Here is a 19,642-nt window from a genome sequence, read left to right as displayed (position 1 = left end):
GCCGCAATCTCCGAAAAAGCGCACAGCAAATACGAACGGAGACGCGAAAAGACGCGACCCGGTACGGATCAACTGGTGGTTCACGAGGATTGGCCGCTCCGGGACCGTCCACGAAGACACGTGTCCGGTGCTCCCTGCCGAGCGACTAGTGAACACTACGCCGACCGGCGGTGAAGTGCAAACTCGCCCGGACGGACCACCCAGTCGCAGGCCGTCCGGGTGGTCTCCACCAGGGTGGCGTTGGGCTGGTCGTTGGTGTCGACGCGGTGGCGGGCGGCCGCGTGGTCCTGGCCGCCGGCGGTGTGGCGGGCGAGCAGGCGGGTGTCGCGGACGGCGGCGTCGGTGTCGACGTACCAGAGTTCGCGCAGGAGGGCGCGGGCGTCCGCCCACGGGGTGGCGGGGACGGCGAGGTAGTTGCCTTCGGTGATGACGAGGCGGGTGTGGGGGTGGATCAGGTGGCGCGCGGCGACCGGTTCGTCGAGGGTGCGGTCGAAGTCGGGGGCGTAGATCTCGTGGAAGCGGTCGGCGGCGGCGCGCTGGAGGAGGGCGAGGTATCCCCAGGCGTCGAAGGTCTCGGGGGCGCCCTTGCGCGGGCGGAGGCCGAGGCGGTCGAGCTGGGTGTTGGAGAGGTGGAAGCCGTCGAGCGGGAGGTAGGCGGCGGTGTCGGGGCCTTCCTGGCGGTTGATCTCGGTGATCAGGTGGTGGGCCAGGGCGGACTTTCCGGCGGCGGGCGGTCCGGCCAGGCCGAGCAGGGCTCGGCCGGTGCCGCTGCCGCGGCCGTGGAGCAGGCCTAGGGCACGTTCCACTGCTTGGGCCGCGGTGGTGGGGGCGACAGCGGCCGGCGGGGTGGTGGGGGTGCCTTCGACGTGCATGGCTCGAACCCTACGCGTCGGTAGGACCGCGGAGAACGGGTCCGTCGAGGGTGACCGTGCCGGCGTCCGCGTCGAGGGTGGCGGGGACGCCGAGGGGGACGGTGAGCGAGGACGGGCTGTGGCCGAAGCCGAGTTCCCACAGGACGGGGACGCCGAGACCGCCGAGGCGGTCGAGCATCACCTCGCGGACGGCGTCGAGCGGGCCACAGGCTTCCCAGGAGCCGAGCACCACGCCTGCCACGCCGTCGAGGGCGCCGTTGCGCAGGAGTTGGGTGAGGATGCGGTCGAGTTGGTAGGGCTGCTCGTTGATGTCCTCCAGGATGAGCAGCCCACCGGCGAAGGCCGGGCGGGCGCCGGGAGTGCCGCGGTCGGCGGCGAGGACGGAGGCGCAGCCGCCCATCAGGGTGCCGTGGGCTCGGCCGGGGACCAGGGGGGTGGCGTCCGGTCCGGTGAGGACGGTGGTGGTGGCGGGTTCGAAGAGGGTGCGGCGCAGGTGGTCGGCGGTGCGGGCGTCGGTGCTGAAGACGACGGTGCCGGGCATCGGGCCGTAGAGGGTGGGGGTGCCGAGGTTCCGGGCGACGGCCTCGTGCAGGGCGGTGATGTCGCTGAAGCCGACCAGCAGCTTGGGGGGTGCGGCCCGGAGGGCGTCCCAGTCGATCAGGTCGACCATGCGTTGGACGCCGAAGCCACCGCGTACGCAGAGGATGGCGGCGATGTCGGGGTCGAGCCAGGCGGCCTGCAGGTCGGCGGCCCGGTGCGCGTCGGTGCCGGCCAGGTGGGACAGGCGGGGGTGGGTGTCGTGGACGTGCGGCAGCGTGACCACGTCCAGGTCCCAGCTGCGGAGGATCTCCGTGCCGAGGGCGAGTCGTTCCGGCTCGACCGCGCCGCTGGGGGCGGCCAGGGCGATCCGGTCGCCGGGGCGGAGCGGGCGCAGCGGCATCGGGTACTCCTTCGAGGGGCCGACCGGGAGGGTCCGGGCGGGGATCTTCGCCTGGTGACGGTATCCCCGCCCGGGCGTGCGCTATCCCGACGGGCTTCGCTACTTCGGGCCGCGGGTGGTGACGGCGGGTCAGTCTGGGAGTACCTGGCCCATGGCGGTGCGGACCTCGGTGAGGGTGGTGTCGGCGATGGCGTTGGCGCGTTCGTTGCCGGTGCGCAGGACGTCGCGGAGCAGGGTGGGATCGGCGGCCAGTTCGGTTCGGCGGGCGCGGAGCGGGCGGAGGTGCTCGTTGACGGCTTCGGTGGCGAGGTGCTTGAGGCGGGCGGCGCCGCCGGAGCCGATCTCGGCGGCGACGGCGTGCGGATCGCGGTCCTGGCAGAGGGCGGTGAGGAGTAGGAGGTTGGCGACCCCGGGGCGGTGCTCGGGGTCGTAGGTGATGTGCCGGTCCGCGTCGGTGACGGCGCCGCGCAGCAGTCGGGCGGTCTGGTCCTCGGTGGCGCCGAGTGCGATGGCGTTGGCGCGGCTCTTGCTCATCTTGGTGCCGTCGGTGCCGAGCAGCAGCGGTGCCCGGGAGAGCAGTGCCTGGGGTTCGGGGAAGAGCGTGCCGTAGCGGTCGTTGAAGCGGCGGGCGACGGTGCGGGTGAGTTCGAGGTGGGGCAGCTGGTCCTGGCCGACCGGGACCAGGTCGGCCTTGCAGAACAGGATGTCGGCGGCCTGGTGCACGGGGTAGGTGAACATCAGTCCGCTGACGGCGCCTTGCCGGGAGTGGGCGATCTCGTCCTTGACGGTGGGGTTGCGGGAGAGCTCGGCGGTGCTGACCAGGCTGAGGAAGGGCAGCAGCAATTGGTTGAGGGCCGGGACGGCGCTGTGCGTGAACACGGTGGCGCGCTGCGGGTCGACTCCGGCGGCGAGGTAGTCGAGGACCAGGTTCTCGGCGTGCTCGGCCGGCCGATCGGCGCGGTCGCGGTCGGTGATCACCTGGTAGTCAGCGATCGCGATCATCAACTCGACACCCTGATCCTGGAGTTGGACCCGGTTGCGGAGTGTCCCGAAGTAGTGGCCGAGGTGCAGCGGTCCGGTCGGGCGGTCACCGGTGAGGATGCGGTGGTGGCCTTCGGCACCGGACGCGATCAGCGGGTTGGCTGTGCCCGGTGCCGTACCCGGGGCGGTACTCGGGGTGGTGGCCGCAGTGGCGGTCATGGCGTGGTTCTCCTCGGTGCGCGGTCGGCGGCCGCCCGCAGGGGGCCCGTGACCGTTCGAGGTGAACGCGAGGGCCGCCCGTACGGACGGCCCTGAAGTCATGCGTGGGGTGTGGCCGCCCTAGGACGGCCACCAGCACAGACATGACGTGAGAGGCATGGCTTCACCCTAACTCGCGGGAGCGGAGGGCGGCATGGCGTTTTCCGGCCGGACGAGGAACCGGAAGGGTGTGTACACACGTCCCTTGGCCGGGGGCGTACCGGTGGGGCAGGATCGGGCAAGCCTGAGACCCGGAAGGTTGGAGCCATGACCTCGCACGACCAGAACGCCGCGGACCGGCCTGACGCGGGCGCCGACGACCGTACGGCGGACGCCCGTTCGACGAGCGGGTGGCCGACGGCGGGGTCGGCGGGCGACTGGTCGGGTGGCGGCGTCGCGGGACGGGTGCGGCCGCCGCGTCGGCCGGCGCCCTCGCGACGGTTGAGCCAGGTCCGGTCGATACCCCTGGTACCGGCGCAGCGGGTGGAGCCCGTCGAGGAGCAGCGGCCGGACGACGACGTGGCTGAGACGGCCGGGGACTCGGGTACGCCGCTCGGTGTGTTGATCGGCGGCTCGCCCGGGTTGGTGGAGAGCAGCGGATCGGGCGTCCGGGCATCGGCCCGCCGGGTGGCGGCGGAGTTGCTGCGGTTCAGTGCGGGGACCTGTCAGGTGGTGCTGCCGGAGTGGCGGCCGGCCATCGCGGTCTCGGTGCCGACCGAGCAGTTGCAGCAGTCGACGGGTTTGGGCCCGGACGAGCTGCGGGCTGCCCGGCTGTCGGTGCTGATCAACCCGGAGGCGGTGCACGACCGGGAGCTCGGGCTGCGCGACTGGCAGGCCGAGTTGCCGTCGGTCCGCGGCCGTCGGCGGGGTTGGCGCCAGGTTCGCTGAGACTCCGGCTGACTTCCCGTCAGCGCTGGACGGTGCCGTCGGGGGTGTTCGGCAGGTAGCCGAGGTCGACGGGCGCGGGCGAACCGGGTGCCGCGGTACGGACGTCGGCGAGCAGGGCGGGCAGGGTGGGCGGCCAGAACGGTCCGGCGCCCGGGGCGTCGAGTTCGGCGGGCGTCCACCAGCGCCAGTCCAGGATGCCGTCGGCGCGGTGCATGGCGGAGACGTCGCCGGGCTCGCGACGCGGGCCGTTCGTCAGGTAGATGTGCTCGTGCTGGCGCACCGGGGTGCCGTGCCAGGTGAAGTCGTGCTCCCAGGTGCAGAGCAGCGCTCCCGGTTCGACGTCCGTCCAGCCGGTCTCCTCGCGCAGCTCGCGCAGGGCGCCCTCGATCGGGGACTCCCCCGGCTCCAGGCCGCCGCCCGGCATGGTCCAGTGGACTCCGACCTCGGAGTTGTCCGAGCGGAGCAGGAACACCTCACCCGCCGGTGACAGCACCACCGTCCGCGCCGCTCGGCGTGGCATTCGCTGGCCAGTGGGTTTCGGTCGTCCGAAGATCCGTCGCACGCGCTCACCCTGGCAGAGGTCCCGGTGGGGTGTCGACTGCCTTTCGGGGCCGTTCTGCCGTGGTGGCCCCGGGAGTTCGGCGTTCTCCGCGCGGGCTGGATGGGTCGGGCAGCTAACTGACGAGGCGTCATCGGACGGCGGGTCGGGCGGCCAGGGTGGGCGGGACGGCGGTGACCGCAGAAGTGTGCCGAGGATCGCCCCCATTCCGGTGTACCCGGCGGCCCGGCCGAGGCAGCTCCGCGATCGAACGGCCGCCGGAGCGGCCGTCCGATCACGGCGGTGACGGAACGTCAGCTCGGCACGGGTGCCGGGTGGCCCTCCGCGATGAAGGCGCTCCACAGCTTGGCGTAGGTGCCGTCACGGTCGAGCAGTTCGGCGTGGGTGCCGTCCTCCACGATGCGGCCGTGGTCGAGGACGACGATCCGGTCGGCGCGCTCGGCGGTGGTCAGCCGGTGGGCGATCACCAGTGTGGTGCGCCCGCCGCTGAGCCGGTCGGCGGCGTGGTTGACGGCCGCTTCGGTGGCCAGGTCGAGTGCGGCGGTGGCCTCGTCGAGCAGCAGGATGTCGGGGTCGACCAGTTCGGCGCGGGCGAGGGCGATGAGCTGACGCTGCCCGGCGGAGAGGTTGCGGCCGCGGGCGGCGACCCGGTGCCGGTAGCCGTCGCTCAACCTGATGATCATCTCGTGGGCGCCGACCGCCTTGGCCGCGGCTTCCACCTCCGCGTCGTCGGCGTCGGGACGGCCATAGGCGATGGCGTCGCGGACCGTCCCGGCGAACAGGTACGCCTCCTGCGGGACCACGCCGAGCCGGTGCCGGTACCCCTCCAGGTCGTAACCGGTGAGGTCGGTGCCGTCCACCCGGACGGTGCCGCCGGTCGCGTCGTAGAACCGGGCGACCAGCTTGACCAGCGTGGACTTGCCCGCGCCGGTCTCTCCGACCAGGGCCACGGTCTGCCCGGCGGGGATGTGGAGGTCGATGCCGGAGAGCACCTCGGGGTTGCCCTCGCCGCCACCGTTGTAGGCGAAGCTGACGTCCTCGAAGGTGATCTCGCCGCGCAGCGCGCCGACCGGGACCGGGCGCTCGGCCTGCGGGGTGCTGGTGGGCGTGCGCAGCAGCTCGCGGATCCGGCCGAGGCCGACGGCGGCCTGCTGGTAGCCGTCGAAGATCTGCGAGAGCTGGTTGACAGGGGCGAAGAACAGGTCGATGTACAGCAGGTAGGCGACCAGTGCGCCGATGGTGAGCGTGCCGTCGTCGACCCGGGTGGCGCCGGCGATCAGCACCAGCGCGGAGGCGACGCTGGAGAGGAACTGCACGAACGGGAAGTACAGCGAGATGTACAGCTGGGCGCGGACCCGGGCGTCCCGGTAGGCGAGGCCGCGCTCGACGAAGCGGTCGGTGTTGGCGTCCTGGCGGCGGAACGCCTGGACGATCCGCATGCCCGCGACGTTCTCCTGCAGGTCGGCGTTGACGGTGCTGATCAGGTCACGGGAGATCTGGTACTGCTGGGCGGACTTCTTGCGGAACACCAGGGTGGCGATGACCAGTGGCGGGAGCACCGCGAGCACCACCAGCGCCAGGCCCGCGTCGATCACCACGAGGGCGGCGAAGATGCCGAAGAAGGTGAACAGGCTGACCACGGCGGTGACCACGCCGGTCTGCAGGAACGAGGAGATGGAGTCCACGTCGGTGGTCATCCGGGTCATGATCCGGCCGGTCAGCTCGCGCTCGTAGTAGTCGAGGCCGAGCCGGTTCAGGTGGGCGAAGATCTTCAGCCGCAGGGTGTAGAGCACCCGCTCGCCGGTGCGGCCGGAGACCCGGCTCTCGGTGGCCTGCACCAGCCAGTCGAGCAGCACCACGGTGAGTGCCAGCAGCGCGGCGACCGCGACGCCGCCGATCGCGGCCTTGCTGACGCCGTCGTCGATGCCGTGCCGGATCAGGATCGGCAGGGTCAGCCCGGCGACGGTGTCCAACGCGACCAGCAGCAGCGCGAGCAGCAGCGGGCGACGGAACGGGGCGAGCAGCCGGGCCAGGTTGAACCTGGGGTCGGCAGCCTCGGCCTGCTCGATCGGGATGTCCGGCGCGTCGCTGGCCGGCGGCAGGGCGGCGACCTTGGCGAGCAGTTCGGCATCGGCGCCGGGCTTCTCGGCGGCGGGGGTGTCGGCGGCGGCTTCTGCGGACGCGGTCTCCTCCGCGGCCGGGGCGGCGGGGGCGGCGAGCGCGTCCGGGTCGGTGATCAGCGCCCGGTACTGCGGACATCGGGCGGTGAGCTCCTCGTGCGTGCCGAGGTCGATCAGTCGGCCGGCCTCCAGTACCGCGATGCGGTCGGCGAGTTGCAGGGTGGAACGGCGGTGGGCGATCAGCAGGGTGGTGCGACCGGCCATCACGCTGTCCAGCGCGTCGTGGATCTCCGCCTCGATGTGCGGGTCCGCCGCGGAGGTGGCGTCGTCCAGCAGCAGGATCCGCGGGTCGGTGAGGATGGCCCGGGCCAGCGCGATGCGCTGGCGCTGACCGCCGGAGAGGGTGAGACCCTGCTCGCCGACCTTGGTGTCGTAGCCGTCGGGGAGTTCGCGGATGAAGCCGTCGGCCTGGGCGATCCGGGCGGCGGCCTGGATCTGCTCCTCGGTGGCGTCGATGTGGCCGTACGCGATGTTGGTGCGGACGCTCTCGGAGAACAGGAAGCTCTCCTCCGGCACGATGCCGATGGCGCCGCGCACCGAGTCCAGCGTCAGCTCGCGCAGGTCCTGGCCGAACAGCCGGACCTCGCCCGAGGTGGGGTCGTAGAACCGGGGCACCAGCTGCGCGACGGTCGACTTGCCCGAGCCGGACGCGCCGACCAGCGCCAGCGTCTCGCCGGGCGCGAGGCGCAGGCTGAGGCCGTCCAGCACCGGAACGCCGTCCGGTGCGGTGCCGGGCTCGGGGTGCTCCTCGGCGTGGTAGTGGAAGCCGACCCGGTCGAGCTCCAGCGCGGGGGTGCCGGACGGGGCGGCCTCCGGCTCGACCGGCCGGGCGTCGCGGGCCTCGGTGACCAGCGGACGCTGGTCGATCAGCTGGAGCACCCGCTCGACGCCGGCCCGGGCCTGCTGGCCGACGGTCACCACCATGGCGAGCATCCGCACCGGGCCGGTCATCTGCGACAGGTAGGTGGAGAAGGCGACGAAGGTGCCGAGCGTGACGTCGCCGCGGACCGCCAGCCAGCCGCCGAAGGCGAGTACCGCGACCTGCCCGAGCGCGGGTACCGCCTGCATGGCCGGGGTGTACCGGGAGTTCAGCCTGATCGATCGCAGCCGGGCCGCGAACAGCTCACGCGAGACCCGCTCCAGCTTGCCCCGCTCCTGGGCCTCCTGCCCGAACCCCTTGACCACCCGGACCCCGCCGACCGCGGCGTCCACCACTCCCGCGACCTCGGCGGCCTGCTGCTGCGCCGCCCAGGTGGCGGGGAAGAGTCGCTTGCGGCTGAGCGCGGCCAGCCACCACAGGGCGGGTGCCATCACCAGAGCGATCAGCGTCAGCGGCACCGAGAGCCAGAGCATGACCGCCAGCGACATGACGAACATCAGGCCGTAGCCCGTCATCATCGGCAGCATCGAGAGCAGGCCGTTGATCAACTGGAGGTCGGAGGTGGCCCGGCCGACCACCTGGCCGGTGTCGAGCCGGTCCTGCCGGTGGCCGTCGAGCCGGGTGAGCGAGCGGAACAGGTCGGCGCGCATGTCGTGCTGCACGTCGAGGGCCAGCTGCCCGCCGTAGTAGCGCCGGATCTGGGTGCACAGGAACACCGCCGCCGCGGCGACCAGCAGCAGCACCGCCCACGGGGCGAGCGGACGGCGGTGCGTGGTGATCACATCGTCGATGATCAGCTTGGTGATGAGCGGGACGACCGCGGTGATCGCCATGCCGACGAGGGACGCGCCGAACGACAGCAGCAGGTTGCGACGGTAGCGCCAACAGTAGCCACCGAGCCGGCGGAGCCAGCCTTGCTCTGGGAAACCATGAGTCTCGGGCATATTTAGTGATGCTAACCATTCGGGCGGTCGAGCGTCCATCGGGTTCGAGGGGCGCATGGGAGGCCAACGACCGGCGGTCGAGCTTCCTTCCCGACTCCAGGGTGCCCGCGGTCCGGGGTGCTGCGCCTCCGACGGTCGGCTAGATCCAAGTCAGCCGATCGTCCTAGGCGGGGGTGTAGAGAGGTACACCCTCCACCGCGGCGGCACCCCGAGCTTCGACGCCTCCGCGCAGGTCAGGCGACCGAGCGGGCGTCGGCGACCTCGGCGGCCGCCGCGACGAACGCGCCCTGGGCCAGCGCGCACAGCAGCGCGGCCATGCTGTCCCGGGACAGGCCGGTCCGATCGGCGGACGACTCGCTCGTCGCGGCGAGGGCGGCGGAGGCGGCGGACGGGGCGACGGCCGCGGGCTGCCGGGCGGCGCTGTGCGGGGTGGAGTTCAGCAGGCCGAAGACCGCGTGGACGGCGGCCCGGGCGACCGGCGCGGCCTCGGCGGCGGCCAGCGCCGGGAAGGCCTCGCGGACCACCTCGACCCAGAGCTCGACGTAGCCGCGCTGCAGTCGGCGCACCCGGCGCCGGTCCTCCTCCTTGAGGTGGAGCAGTTCACGGTCGTGCAGGATGATCAAGTCCCGGTCGTCCAGCGCGAAGTCGACGTGGCCGACGATCAGGGCGTCCAGCGCGGCCTGCGGGCCGGTGGCCTCACCGGCCCGGCGGCGCCCCTCCTCCAGCAGACGCTCACTGATGCCGACCAGCAGGTCGGCGAGCATCGCGTCCTTGCCCGCGAAGTGCCGGTACAGGCCCGGGCCGCTGATGCCGACCGCCTTGCCGATTTCGTCGACGCCGACGCCGAGGAAACCGCGGGCGGCGAACAGCCTGGCGGCTTCCTTCCGGATCTGGTCACGGCGTGGGAGCGCGGGGGCGGCGGGACGGTTGGGCATGCTGCCCATCGTAGACAGTCGGGTTATCGCTGGTTAACCTGGCCAGAGAGTTAACGCTCATTAACACGGGCCGGCCGGCTCGCCCTTCGGCCTGCCCTGATCCGACTCCGAGGGCAAGGGAGCTCTTGGGATGGTCCCCATTTCGGCTCAGACCGCACCCTGGTCGCCGACCCCGCAGCCCTACCCGGCGGCGGCGGTACCGGCGCCGGCCGTGAACCCGGCCGACGCCCCCGCACCCCGGCTGGAAAGCGCGGCCGACGTCTCCTCGCCGGGCTTCCGCGCCAACGTCGAGGCGCACCGCGCGCTGGTCGCCGAACTGCGCGGCAAGCTCGCCGCGGCGGCGCTCGGCGGCGGCGAGAAGGCGCGCGCCAAGCACACCGCACGCGGCAAGCTGCTGCCCCGCGACCGCGTGGACACCCTGCTCGACCCGGGCTCGCCCTTCCTGGAGCTGGCACCGCTGGCGGCCGACGGCCTGTACGGCGGCGCGGCCCCGGCGGCCGGGGTGATCGCCGGCATCGGCCGGGTGGCCGGCCGTGAGGTGCTGGTCGTCGCCAACGACGCCACCGTCAAGGGCGGCACCTACTACCCGATGACGGTGAAGAAGCACCTGCGGGCGCAGGAGGTGGCACTGGAGAACCGGCTGCCCTGCATCTACCTGGTGGACTCCGGCGGCGCGTTCCTGCCGATGCAGGACGAGGTCTTCCCGGACCGCGACCACTTCGGCCGGATCTTCTACAACCAGGCGCGACTGTCCGCCGCCGGGATCCCGCAGATCGCGGCGGTGCTGGGCTCCTGCACCGCGGGCGGCGCCTACGTCCCGGCGATGAGCGACCAGGCGGTGATCGTCCGCAACCAGGGCACCATCTTCCTGGGCGGACCCCCGCTGGTGAAGGCCGCCACCGGCGAGGTCGTGACCGCGGAGGAGCTGGGCGGCGGCGAGCTGCACTCCCGCACCTCCGGCGTCACCGACCACCTGGCCGAGGACGACGCGCACGCGCTCTCCATCGTCCGCACCATCGTGTCCGAGCTCGGCCAGCGCGCCGGCAAGCCCTGGCCGCTCACGCCGGTCGAGCCGCCCGCGGTCGACCCGGCCGGGCTGTACGGCGCGGTGCCGGTGGACCCGCGGACGCCTTACGACGTGCGCGAGGTGATCGCCCGACTGGTGGACGGCAGCCGGTTCGCCGAGTTCAAGGCCGAGTACGGCGCGACCCTGGTGACCGGCTTCGCCCGGATCCACGGGCACCCGGTCGGGATCGTCGCCAACAACGGCGTCCTGTTCGCCGAGTCGGCGCAGAAGGGCGCGCACTTCATCGAGTTGTGCGACCAGCGGGGCATCCCCCTCCTCTTCCTGCAGAACATCACGGGCTTCATGGTCGGGCGCCAGTACGAGGCCGGCGGCATCGCCAAGCACGGCGCCAAGATGGTCACCGCGGTGGCCTGCACCCGGGTGCCCAAGCTGACGGTGGTGATCGGCGGCTCGTACGGCGCGGGGAACTACTCGATGTGCGGCCGGGCGTACTCGCCTCGCTTCCTGTGGATGTGGCCGAACGCGAAGATCTCCGTGATGGGCGGCGAGCAGGCGGCCTCGGTGCTGGCCACCGTCCGCCGCGACCAGCTGGAGGCGCAGGGCGAGGACTGGCCCGCCGAGGCGGAGGACGAGTTCAAGCGCCCGGTCCGCGAGCAGTACGAGCGGCAGGGCAACGCCTACTACGCCACCGCCCGGCTGTGGGACGACGGGGTGATCGACCCGATGCAGACCCGTACGGTGCTCGGCCTGGCGCTCACCGCCTGCGCCAACGCCCCGCTCGCCGAGCCACGCCCGTTCGGCGTCTTCCGGATGTGACGGCCCGTCGGTCGGCGGCACCGCACCCGCCGCCGACCGACGGCCGCTCCCCGGAGCACGCACCGCCCCGGCGGACTGATCCGATGACGATTCGTCAGTTCGCTTACCGCTCCTCTCGTGACGGAGGCACCCCTCCCATGTTCGACACCGTGCTCGTCGCCAACCGCGGCGAGATCGCCCTGCGGGTGATCCGCACCCTGCGCAGGCTGGGCGTGAGGTCGGTCGCCGTGCACAGCGACGCGGACGCCGACGCCCCGCACGTCCGGGCCGCCGACCTGGCCGTCCGGCTCGGCCCGGCCGACCGGAGCGACAGCTCGGCGGCCGAGACCTACCTGCGCGCCGACCTGATCCTGGACGCCGCCCGCCGCACCGGCGCCCAGGCCGTCCACCCCGGCTACGGCTTCCTCGCCGAGAACCCGGGCTTCGCCAAGGCCTGCGCCGACGCCGGACTGGTCTTCATCGGCCCGCCGCCGGCTGCGGTGGAACTGATGGGCGACAAGATCAACGCCAAGGAGGCCGTCCGGGTCGCCGGGGTCCCGGTCGTCCCCGGCAGCGAGGATGGCGCGCCCAGCGACCAGCAGCTGATCGAGGCAGCGGCCCGGATCGGCTACCCGGTGCTGCTCAAGCCCTCGGCCGGCGGCGGCGGCAAGGGCATGCGGCTGGTCCGCGACCCGGCCGAGCTGCCCGCCGAGCTCGCCGCCGCCCGCCGGGTGGCCCGCACCGCGTTCGGCGACGACACCCTGTTGCTGGAGCGCTGGGTCGACCAGCCCCGCCACATCGAGGTGCAGGTCCTGGCCGACACCCACGGCCGGACCGTCCACCTCGGCGAGCGCGAGTGCAGTCTGCAGCGCCGCCATCAGAAACTCATCGAAGAGGCTCCCTCCGTCCTGTTGAACCCCGAGACCCGCGCCGCGATGGGCGCGGCCGCGGTGCGCGCCGCGGAGGCGTGCGGCTACACCGGTGCCGGCACGGTCGAGTTCATCGTTCCCGGCGGAGATCCGGCCGGGCCGGACTCCGAGGGCGTCCTCGACTTCTTCTTCATGGAGATGAACACCCGCCTCCAGGTGGAACACCCCGTCACCGAGTTGGCCGTCGCCGTCGCCGGGCCCGAGGGACCGGAGCGGCTCGACCTGGTCGAGTGGCAGCTGCGCGTCGCCGCGGGCGAGGCACTGCCGTTCGGTCAGTCCGACATCTCCTTCCTGGGCCACGCGATCGAGGCCCGCATCTGCGCCGAGGACCCGGAGCGGGACTTCCTGCCCACCGGCGGCCGGGTCCTGCTGCTGGACGAGCCCTCCGGGGAGGGCGTCCGGGTGGACTCCGGAATCGCACCCGGTGACCGGGTCGGCAGCCTGTACGACCCGATGCTCGCCAAGGTGATCGCGTACGGGCCCGACCGCCCGACCGCGATCCGCCGGCTGCGGGCCGCACTGTCCGAGACCCGCATCCTGGGCGTCACCACCAACACCGGCTACCTGCGCCGGCTGCTGGCGCAGCCCGAGGTGACGGCGGGCCGGCTCGACACCGGCCTGGTGGAGCGCAGTGCCAAGCAGGACCCCTCCTTGCTGAGCTCTCCCTACACCCGGCCCGAATCGATCGACCTGCTCTACTTCGCCGCCGCGATGGCGCGACAGCTCGACCTCGGCCCGGCCGACGCCTCCGACGGCTGGACCGATCCCTTCTCCCTCCCTTCCGGCTGGCGACTCGGTGGCGAGGCCGCCTGGACCACGCACCGGCTCCGGCTGACCGGCCGGGAACCAGTCACCGTGAGCTGCCGAATGACTACCAGCGGTGAAATCGAGAGCGCTATCGGTTTTTCGAGCGCGACCACCCCCGACCTGGAGCTGCGACTCGACGGCGGACCGGTCCGCCGCGGCCGCGCGGTGCGCGACCGGAACCTGCTGCGCCTTGTGGTTGACGGCCTGCAGACCACGTTCACGGTCACCGCCGAGGACACCCCCGAGGGCGTCGGCTACTGGCTCGGTGCCGACGGAGACGCCTGGCTCGTTCACCCGTTCGACGCAATCGCCGAACGCGCGGCCGGTGGCGCCGCCCACCACGGCACCCTCACCGCCCCGATGCCGGGCACCGTCACCGTGGTCAAGGCACAGGTCGGCGAGCGGGTCAGCCGCGGCCAGGCACTTCTGGTGCTGGAGGCGATGAAGATGGAGCACGTGATCTCCGCGCCGCACGACGGCACCGTCGGCGAGGTGCGGGTCACCGCCGGCGCGACGGTGGCGATGGACGAGCCGCTGGCGGTGGTCGTCGCCGACGAGGAGTCGGCCGAGACCGCGCCCGGGACGACGCCGGCCGATGTCACTGCGGAGGTGGCCCGATGAGCGCGACTTCAGACCCGACCGACCGTCAGGCCACCGCTTCGATCAAGGCCGAGGCGGACCGTCAGGCCACCACTTCGGTCGGGACCGAGACGGACCGTCAGACCGTAGCTTCGGTCGGGACCGAGACGGACGGTCAGACCGCGGCTCTCGCCGAGGCCGAGCCGACCGTGCTCGAGCTCGGCCTGCCCGACCCGGTCCGCGATCCCGAGCTGCCCGCGCGGGTGCGGATCCACGAGGTCGGTCCGCGGGACGGGCTGCAGAACGAGGGTTCGCTCGTCCCGGTCGAGGTCAAGGCCGAGTTCATCGCCCGGCTCGCCGCGGCCGGGCTGCGCACCGTGGAGGCCACCAGCTTCGTCCACCCGAAGTGGGTGCCCCAGCTGGCCGACGCCGAGGAGCTGATGCCCCGGCTGACCGGCCTGCCCGAGCGGTACCCCGGCCTGCGACTGCCGGTGCTGGTGCCCAACGAGCGCGGCCTGGACCGCGCGCTGGCCCACCACGCGGGCGAGGTGGCGGTGTTCGCCAGCGCCACCGAGACCTTCGCCCGACGCAACCTCAACCGCTCGGCGGACGAGGCGATGGCGATGTTCCGGCCCGTCGTGGAACGCGCAACGGACGCCGGGCTGCCGGTCCGCGGATACCTCTCGATGTGCTTCGGCGACCCCTGGGAGGGCCGGGTCCCGGTCGACCAGGTGGTCCGGCACGGCGTCACCCTGCTGGAGATGGGCTGCGCCGAGCTGAGTCTCGGCGACACCATCGGCGTGGCGACGCCCGGTCAGGTCAACGCACTGCTCGACGGCTTCACTCGCGCGGGTGTTCCGATCGAACGGCTGGCCGTCCACTTCCACGACACCTACGGGCAGGCCCTCGCCAACACGCTGGCCGCGCTGCGCGCCGGAGTGACCGTGGTGGACGCCTCGGCGGGCGGCCTCGGCGGCTGCCCGTACGCCAAGAGCGCCACCGGCAACCTGGCCACCGAGGACCTGGTGTGGATGCTCCACGGCCTCGGCATCGAGACCGGCGTGGACCTCGCGTCCCTGGCCGCCACGAGCGGCTGGATGGCCCGTCAACTCGGCCGCCCCAGCCCGTCCCGGACCGTCCGCGCCCTGCTCGGACCGACGTCCTGACCTCCGTCTCCCCACCCTCAACAGGCCCACGAAGCCTCGATCCCGGGAGGATCACCCCATGCTCGACCACCGGCTGAGCACCGAGTACGAAGAACTCCGCCGCACCGTTGCGGAGTTCGCCAACGATGTGGTCGCGCCGAAGATCGGCGAATACTACGAGCAGAACGAATTCCCGTACGACATCGTCCGGGAGATGGGGCGGATGGGCCTGTTCGGCCTGCCCTTCCCCGAGGAGTACGGCGGCATGGGCGGCGACTACTTCGCGCTCTGCCTGGCCCTGGAGGAGCTGGCCCGGGTCGACTCCTCGGTGGCGATCACTCTGGAGGCCGCGGTCTCGCTCGGCGCGATGCCGATCTACCGATTCGGCACCGAGGAGCAGAAGCGCGAGTGGCTGCCGAAGCTGACGTCCGGTGAGATGCTCGGCGCCTTCGGCCTGACCGAGCCCGAGGGCGGCACCGACGCGGGGGCGACCCGCACCACCGCCCGGTACGACGAGGCCACCGACGAGTGGGTGATCAACGGCAGCAAGTGCTTCATCACCAACTCCGGCACCGACATCACCGGATTGGTGACCGTCACCGCCCTGACGGAACCGCTCACACGTTCGGGTGACAACGGGTCAAATCCCTCGCCAAGCAGGGAAATCTCCTCCATCATCGTTCCCGCTGGGACCCCCGGGTTCCAGGTGTCCAAGAAGTACTCGAAGGTCGGGTGGAACGCCTCCGACACCCGCGAACTGTCCTTCACCGACTGCCGAGTTCCCGCGGCCAACCTGCTCGGACCCCGAGGCCGCGGCTACGCCCAGTTCCTGCGCATCCTCGACGAGGGCCGCATCGCCATCGCGGCGCTGTCCACCGGCCTGGCCCAGGGATGCGTCGACCAGTCGCTCGCCTACGCCGAGACCCGCCGCGCCTTCGGCCGGCCGATCGGCGCCAATCAGGCCATCCAGTTCAAGCTCGCCGACATGGAGATGCGCGCACACACCTCCCGCCTCGCCTGGCGGGACGCCGCCTCCCGGCTGCTGCACTCCGAGCCCTTCAAGAAGGAGGCAGCCATCGCCAAGCTGTTCGCCTCCGAGGCGGCGGTGGACAACGCCCGCGAGGCGACCCAGATCCACGGCGGATACGGCTTCATGAACGAGTACCCGGTCGCCAGGTTCTGGCGTGACTGCAAGATCCTGGAGATCGGTGAGGGCACGTCGGAGGTCCAGCGGATGCTCATCGCGCGAGAGCTCGGCATGACCTCCTGAACAGCCCTGGCCGTTGACGGCCATGCTCGTTCGAGAACTTGATTCCGTCCGAGGAGTCGGCCCGACGTCCGGGACGTCGGGTCCGGCTCAGCTCCGGCACGCCCTGCCGCCTCTCCCCTACCCCTCCTCACCCGCCCCGACTGCCTCGGCCCCGACCGGCCCGGGCATTACGGTGCGGTGCGGCTACGGGATGACGATCACCGGACGGTTCGCCCGGCGGGCCAGGCGGCCGGAGACGGAGCCGAAGAGCTTGCCCAGCAGGCCGTGCGTACTGCCGACCACGATCGCGTCGGCGGCGTACTCACGGCCGACCTCCTCGATCTCGTGGCAGATGTCGCCGCCGCGTTCCACCAGGATCCAGGGGACGCCGCTGAGGAAGTCGGCGCAGGCGAGTTCGAGGCCGAGGATCTCGGTGCGGTGGTCCGGCAGGTCGACGAAGACGGGAGGTTCGCAGCCGGCCCAGACGGTGGCGGGGAGCCGGTTGGCGACGTGGACGATCACCAGTCCGCACTGGGAGCGGCGGGCCATGCCGACCGCGTAGGCCAAGGCGCGTTCGCTGGACAGCGAGCCGTCGAAGCCGACCACCACGCCGTGCTGGAACTGCGGGTCGCAGGCGCGTGACTCCTCTTCGCGGAGCCGGGGTTCGCCTTCGCCGTCACGGCGGCCGACGATGGGGTGGGAGCTGTCGGTCATGGCGTCCTCCGCTCCGTGCGACGGTCGGTCGGCACCCGGGTACTCGGGTACGTGGTATCCGTACGAGGGGTAACGGGGCACTGAGGGCTCTGGCGCCGCGCCCCCGGAGTCGGCGTGCCCCACCGTGGCATGCCCAGCTTCAGCGCGCCCCGACGCGGCGTGCCGCGGTGCGCCGGTGCTGTCCCGGCGCGGTCGGATCCGTGGCCGATCGAGGCGCCCGCGAGCGGAGTTGTCGTCCTGGCGTGGCGGACCGGCGATCGGTGCTGTGCCGCGGCGCTCGGCAGCGGGCCCGCCGTCGGGCGAGCTGTTGGTGACAGTCCCGGGAGGCAGGTGACCCGGGGGCTCGTGACCAGCCATGACTCAAGACTCTTCAGCTGAGATGGGCCGACAGGTGGGGACACGGCGGCGGACCGCCCCGTCCCGGTGACAGGGGCGACCGTGGTAGCGAACCGTACCGGAACGAGTACCACCGATGGCGACCTGTGCCTTTCAGAGTACGACTGGAGTCGGACCCCGCCCACCAGCGAAACCCTTGTCGGACAAGGATCCCGCGTACGGGGGATGTGCGAGCAGTTCGCGTGCGCCCCCTGTGCGACGGGTTCCAAGGAGCTTGACCGAACGCCCGCCGTGAACGCAACAGTGCCGCCACACACCGTGACCCGACTGTCATCGGTCCTACCCGCAAGGTCGACCGTGCACCCGCACCAGCATTCACACCCGTCGCAGGTGCACCTCCTGTACCGAGACGTACCGAGACGCCCCGGTTGTGGCCGGACCATCCGGATTCGGCCAATTCGCGCGAATTCCCAACGCCTTTGGCAATTGCCACGTGCATACCGCTCGGCCGCTGGCAGCATGCTCGACATGCCGCTGCTCCTACTCGACCTCGACAACACCCTGCTGCCGCGGGACGCCGCGTTCAGAGCCTGGGCGGTGGACTTCCTCGCCGAGAACGGGCTGCCCGCCGGGGACGTCGACTGGCTGGTCACGCTCGACGGTGGGGGCTACGTTCCGCGCAGCACCGTACTGGGCGCGGCCAGGCGCCGCTACGGCTTCGACCGTTCGCTCGACGCACTGCTCGCGCACTACCGGCGCGGCATCAACTCCCATATCCACTGCCCGGATTCGCACGTGTCGGCGTTGCAGGCAGCGCGCGCGGCGGGGTGGACGCTGGGGATCGTCAGCAACGGCGGAACGGGGCCACAGCTGGAGAAGATCCGACGCACCGGCCTGGCCCCGCTGGTGGACGGGTGGGTGATCTCCGAGGAGGCGCACTGCCTCAAGCCGGACCCGCTGATCTTCGAGATCGCCGCCCGGCGCTGCGGCTTCCGCCCGTCCGGCGACTGGACCGCGCAGACCTGGATGGTCGGCGACCACGCCCCGGCCGACATCGCCGGCGCCGAGGCGGCCGGTCTGCGGAGCGTCTGGCTGCACCACGGCCGTCCGTGGGCCGAGCGCGCCTACCGTCCGACGGTCAGCGCCCCGGGCCTACCGGAGGCGGTCGGCCTGGTCCTCGACGCCGCCGAGGCGCCCGGCACCCGCTTCCGGGTCAGCACCGCGGCGCAGCCGGTCACCGTCGCCAACTCCCCCGCCGCGACCGGCAAGCCACGCAGCCGCTCCAGGCTCGCCGTCCCCGCCTCCCACCTCGCCCCGACAGCCGTCCCGACAGCCGTCCCGGCGGGTGTCCAGGCGGGTGTCCAGGCCGGCGTCCCCGCAGGGCGCCCGACAACCGGCACGGCCGCGACCGCCACACCGCTCCCCCGCCCCACCCCACTCGCCATCCCGCTGGCGGCCTCCCCGTCCCGTTCCACCCACGCAGCCGGCGCCTGAACCGAGCCCGAACCCGGCCCGGCCCGGCCCGGCCCGAACCCAAGCCGGAGCCCGAACCCGAGCCGGCACCCGACCCGAACCCGCGCGGGAACCCGAACGACCAAGCACCGCACCACCGCTGCCACCACCCTCCCGCCCGTCGCACACCACGCCTCGCCCGCCGCAGCAGACACCGTCCCGAGGGGCCGGATTCGGACGATTGTGCGGCGGGCATCCGCACGCCTGCGCCTGGTCGGCAGGCTGTGACGCCGCGATGTCACCGCGACGGTTGGGGTTGGTGTGACGGGAGTGAATCGACGGATGCGAAGTGACGGAGCGTGAGGTGAAGGCGGGTCAGCGATGGCCGGTTCAGGTCGGGGCGGGGGCTGGTGGGGCGCAGGGGTCGCGTCCGCGGTGTGCGCTGTGGCGCGTACCGGGCGGGCTCACGCCCCCGTTTTGAACCGCCGATTTTCAGCCAATCTGCGGGCCGAACAGCACAGTGCGGTAAAGCCGCAGCACACAGCGGCCGGTGGGCGGGCTGTCAAGGCCAACCGCAGCGCCGGCTCGTGCGACAACCGGCCACCCTTGTCCGCGCCCCCTTCACACGGAGGTCGGCGGGTGCCACGCTTCGTGATCGAATGCTTCGCGCCAAATTGCCATGTCGACATAGCGTCGGATGGTGAACTAGTCACAACGGCAACGGTCCACCAAGTAGATTCGATCTTGGCTCGCAGACTGGCAGCCGAGACCACCACACCATCGAGGGGGCTGGAGCGCCTTGAGCAGGGTGAGCAGGAGCGACGCGGGTCCTGAAGGCGGCCGCCAGCCGTCGGGCCTCCCCGGCGGAGGCGCGAGACTCGGCAAGTCCGGTGGCGCGTCGGCCGGTTCCTTCGCATCGGGTGCGGGTTCCAGTCAGCTCACGGGTGGGACAGGCGCCTTGACGCCCAGTCAGCACATCGCGGCCCACGCGCACGCCGCATCCACGGCGGCGACCGTCGCGGGCCACGGCAGCGTCGCCCACAGCGCCGCTGCCCATGGCACCGCTGCCCACAACGCGATCGCGCACAACGCCGCCGCTCACAACCTCCCGCACAACTCCCCCGCCCACGGCGGCCCGACCTCGTCCGGGGCGGCCGCGACCGGCGCCACCG

The 19,642-nt window shown here is 72.3% G+C and carries 13 protein-coding genes; 6 read left to right on the top strand and 7 right to left on the bottom strand.

What is annotated here, in order from left to right; all coding sequences use genetic code 11:
* Positions 1-155: 155 nt before the first annotated feature.
* The 3 genes from ACWD4U_RS31435 to trpS form a co-directional block, all read right to left on the bottom strand.
* Positions 156-872 carry a nucleoside/nucleotide kinase family protein gene (locus ACWD4U_RS31435; protein WP_363460341.1) on the bottom strand — a complete coding sequence of 239 codons (717 nt, stop codon included), beginning with the start codon at positions 870-872 and terminating at the stop codon, positions 156-158.
* A 10-nt stretch (positions 873-882) separates the two neighbouring features.
* Entirely contained in the window at positions 883-1,812 is a 930-nt protein-coding gene (locus ACWD4U_RS31430) for a S66 peptidase family protein (RefSeq protein ID WP_363460343.1), read from the bottom strand.
* A gap of 129 nt (positions 1,813-1,941) precedes the next feature.
* Positions 1,942-3,012 (bottom strand): tryptophan--tRNA ligase, encoded by a 1,071-nt coding sequence (gene trpS, locus ACWD4U_RS31425; protein ID WP_363460345.1) that lies wholly within the window; start codon positions 3,010-3,012, stop codon positions 1,942-1,944.
* Positions 3,013-3,318: 306 nt separating this feature from the next.
* Between trpS and ACWD4U_RS31420 the strand changes: the two genes are divergently transcribed.
* Positions 3,319-3,939, top strand: coding sequence for a hypothetical protein (locus ACWD4U_RS31420; protein ID WP_363460347.1), 621 nt, complete (start codon positions 3,319-3,321; stop codon positions 3,937-3,939).
* Positions 3,940-3,958: 19 nt separating this feature from the next.
* On the opposite strand, the gene ACWD4U_RS31415 is transcribed toward ACWD4U_RS31420, so the two are convergent.
* The 3 genes from ACWD4U_RS31415 to ACWD4U_RS31405 form a co-directional block, all read right to left on the bottom strand.
* Positions 3,959-4,459 carry an NUDIX hydrolase gene (locus tag ACWD4U_RS31415; RefSeq protein WP_363460349.1) on the bottom strand — a complete coding sequence of 167 codons (501 nt, stop codon included), beginning with the start codon at positions 4,457-4,459 and terminating at the stop codon, positions 3,959-3,961.
* A gap of 332 nt (positions 4,460-4,791) precedes the next feature.
* Positions 4,792-8,502, bottom strand: coding sequence for an ABC transporter ATP-binding protein (locus tag ACWD4U_RS31410; RefSeq protein WP_363460351.1), 3,711 nt, complete (start codon positions 8,500-8,502; stop codon positions 4,792-4,794).
* A gap of 233 nt (positions 8,503-8,735) precedes the next feature.
* Positions 8,736-9,437 carry a TetR/AcrR family transcriptional regulator gene (locus tag ACWD4U_RS31405; protein WP_363460353.1) on the bottom strand — a complete coding sequence of 234 codons (702 nt, stop codon included), beginning with the start codon at positions 9,435-9,437 and terminating at the stop codon, positions 8,736-8,738.
* Between the two features lie 130 nt (positions 9,438-9,567).
* Here ACWD4U_RS31405 and ACWD4U_RS31400 point away from each other — a divergent pair, with 130 nt between their 5' ends.
* The 4 genes from ACWD4U_RS31400 (at position 9,568) to ACWD4U_RS31385 (ending at position 15,989) form a co-directional block, all read left to right on the top strand.
* Positions 9,568-11,280 carry a carboxyl transferase domain-containing protein gene (locus ACWD4U_RS31400; protein ID WP_363460355.1) on the top strand — a complete coding sequence of 571 codons (1,713 nt, stop codon included), beginning with the start codon at positions 9,568-9,570 and terminating at the stop codon, positions 11,278-11,280.
* Between the two features lie 137 nt (positions 11,281-11,417).
* The gene (locus ACWD4U_RS31395; RefSeq protein WP_363460357.1) at positions 11,418-13,616 is read left to right on the top strand and encodes an acetyl/propionyl/methylcrotonyl-CoA carboxylase subunit alpha; all 2,199 of its coding nucleotides are present in this window, start codon (positions 11,418-11,420) and stop codon (positions 13,614-13,616) included.
* On the top strand, positions 13,613-14,740 hold the full coding sequence (locus tag ACWD4U_RS31390; RefSeq protein ID WP_363460359.1) for a hydroxymethylglutaryl-CoA lyase: 1,128 nt from the start codon (positions 13,613-13,615) through the stop codon (positions 14,738-14,740). Before ACWD4U_RS31395 ends, ACWD4U_RS31390 begins: the two co-directional genes overlap by 4 nt.
* Positions 14,741-14,798: 58 nt before the next feature.
* Positions 14,799-15,989 carry an acyl-CoA dehydrogenase family protein gene (locus ACWD4U_RS31385; protein ID WP_363460361.1) on the top strand — a complete coding sequence of 397 codons (1,191 nt, stop codon included), beginning with the start codon at positions 14,799-14,801 and terminating at the stop codon, positions 15,987-15,989.
* Positions 15,990-16,172: 183 nt separating this feature from the next.
* On the opposite strand, the gene ACWD4U_RS31380 is transcribed toward ACWD4U_RS31385, so the two are convergent.
* Positions 16,173-16,682: a universal stress protein gene (locus tag ACWD4U_RS31380; protein WP_449787364.1), complete on the bottom strand. Its 510-nt coding sequence runs from the start codon at positions 16,680-16,682 to the stop codon at positions 16,173-16,175.
* An 864-nt stretch (positions 16,683-17,546) separates the two neighbouring features.
* On the opposite strand from ACWD4U_RS31380, the gene ACWD4U_RS31375 reads away from it, so the two are divergent.
* Positions 17,547-18,512, top strand: coding sequence for an HAD family hydrolase (locus tag ACWD4U_RS31375; RefSeq protein ID WP_363460363.1), 966 nt, complete (start codon positions 17,547-17,549; stop codon positions 18,510-18,512).
* Positions 18,513-19,642 lie beyond the last annotated feature (1,130 nt).

This window comes from Kitasatospora sp. NPDC002522, assembly GCF_053595195.1.
Note: the sequence above shows the minus strand (reverse complement) of the source record. Positions and strands in the feature narration are given on the sequence as shown.

Excerpts from the sequence above, each read along its gene's own strand:
- ACWD4U_RS31435 (WP_363460341.1), bottom strand. The coding sequence starts at position 872 with ATGCACGTCGAAGGCACCCCCACCACCCCGCCGGCCGCTGTCGCCCCC.
- ACWD4U_RS31430 (WP_363460343.1), bottom strand. The coding sequence starts at position 1,812 with ATGCCGCTGCGCCCGCTCCGCCCCGGCGACCGGATCGCCCTGGCCGCC.
- trpS (WP_363460345.1), bottom strand. The coding sequence starts at position 3,012 with ATGACCGCCACTGCGGCCACCACCCCGAGTACCGCCCCGGGTACGGCA.
- ACWD4U_RS31420 (WP_363460347.1), top strand. The coding sequence starts at position 3,319 with ATGACCTCGCACGACCAGAACGCCGCGGACCGGCCTGACGCGGGCGCC.
- ACWD4U_RS31415 (WP_363460349.1), bottom strand. The coding sequence starts at position 4,459 with ATGCCACGCCGAGCGGCGCGGACGGTGGTGCTGTCACCGGCGGGTGAG.
- ACWD4U_RS31410 (WP_363460351.1), bottom strand. The coding sequence starts at position 8,502 with ATGCCCGAGACTCATGGTTTCCCAGAGCAAGGCTGGCTCCGCCGGCTC.
- ACWD4U_RS31405 (WP_363460353.1), bottom strand. The coding sequence starts at position 9,437 with ATGCCCAACCGTCCCGCCGCCCCCGCGCTCCCACGCCGTGACCAGATC.
- ACWD4U_RS31400 (WP_363460355.1), top strand. The coding sequence starts at position 9,568 with ATGGTCCCCATTTCGGCTCAGACCGCACCCTGGTCGCCGACCCCGCAG.
- ACWD4U_RS31395 (WP_363460357.1), top strand. The coding sequence starts at position 11,418 with ATGTTCGACACCGTGCTCGTCGCCAACCGCGGCGAGATCGCCCTGCGG.
- ACWD4U_RS31390 (WP_363460359.1), top strand. The coding sequence starts at position 13,613 with ATGAGCGCGACTTCAGACCCGACCGACCGTCAGGCCACCGCTTCGATC.
- ACWD4U_RS31385 (WP_363460361.1), top strand. The coding sequence starts at position 14,799 with ATGCTCGACCACCGGCTGAGCACCGAGTACGAAGAACTCCGCCGCACC.
- ACWD4U_RS31380 (WP_449787364.1), bottom strand. The coding sequence starts at position 16,682 with ATGACCGACAGCTCCCACCCCATCGTCGGCCGCCGTGACGGCGAAGGC.
- ACWD4U_RS31375 (WP_363460363.1), top strand. The coding sequence starts at position 17,547 with ATGCCGCTGCTCCTACTCGACCTCGACAACACCCTGCTGCCGCGGGAC.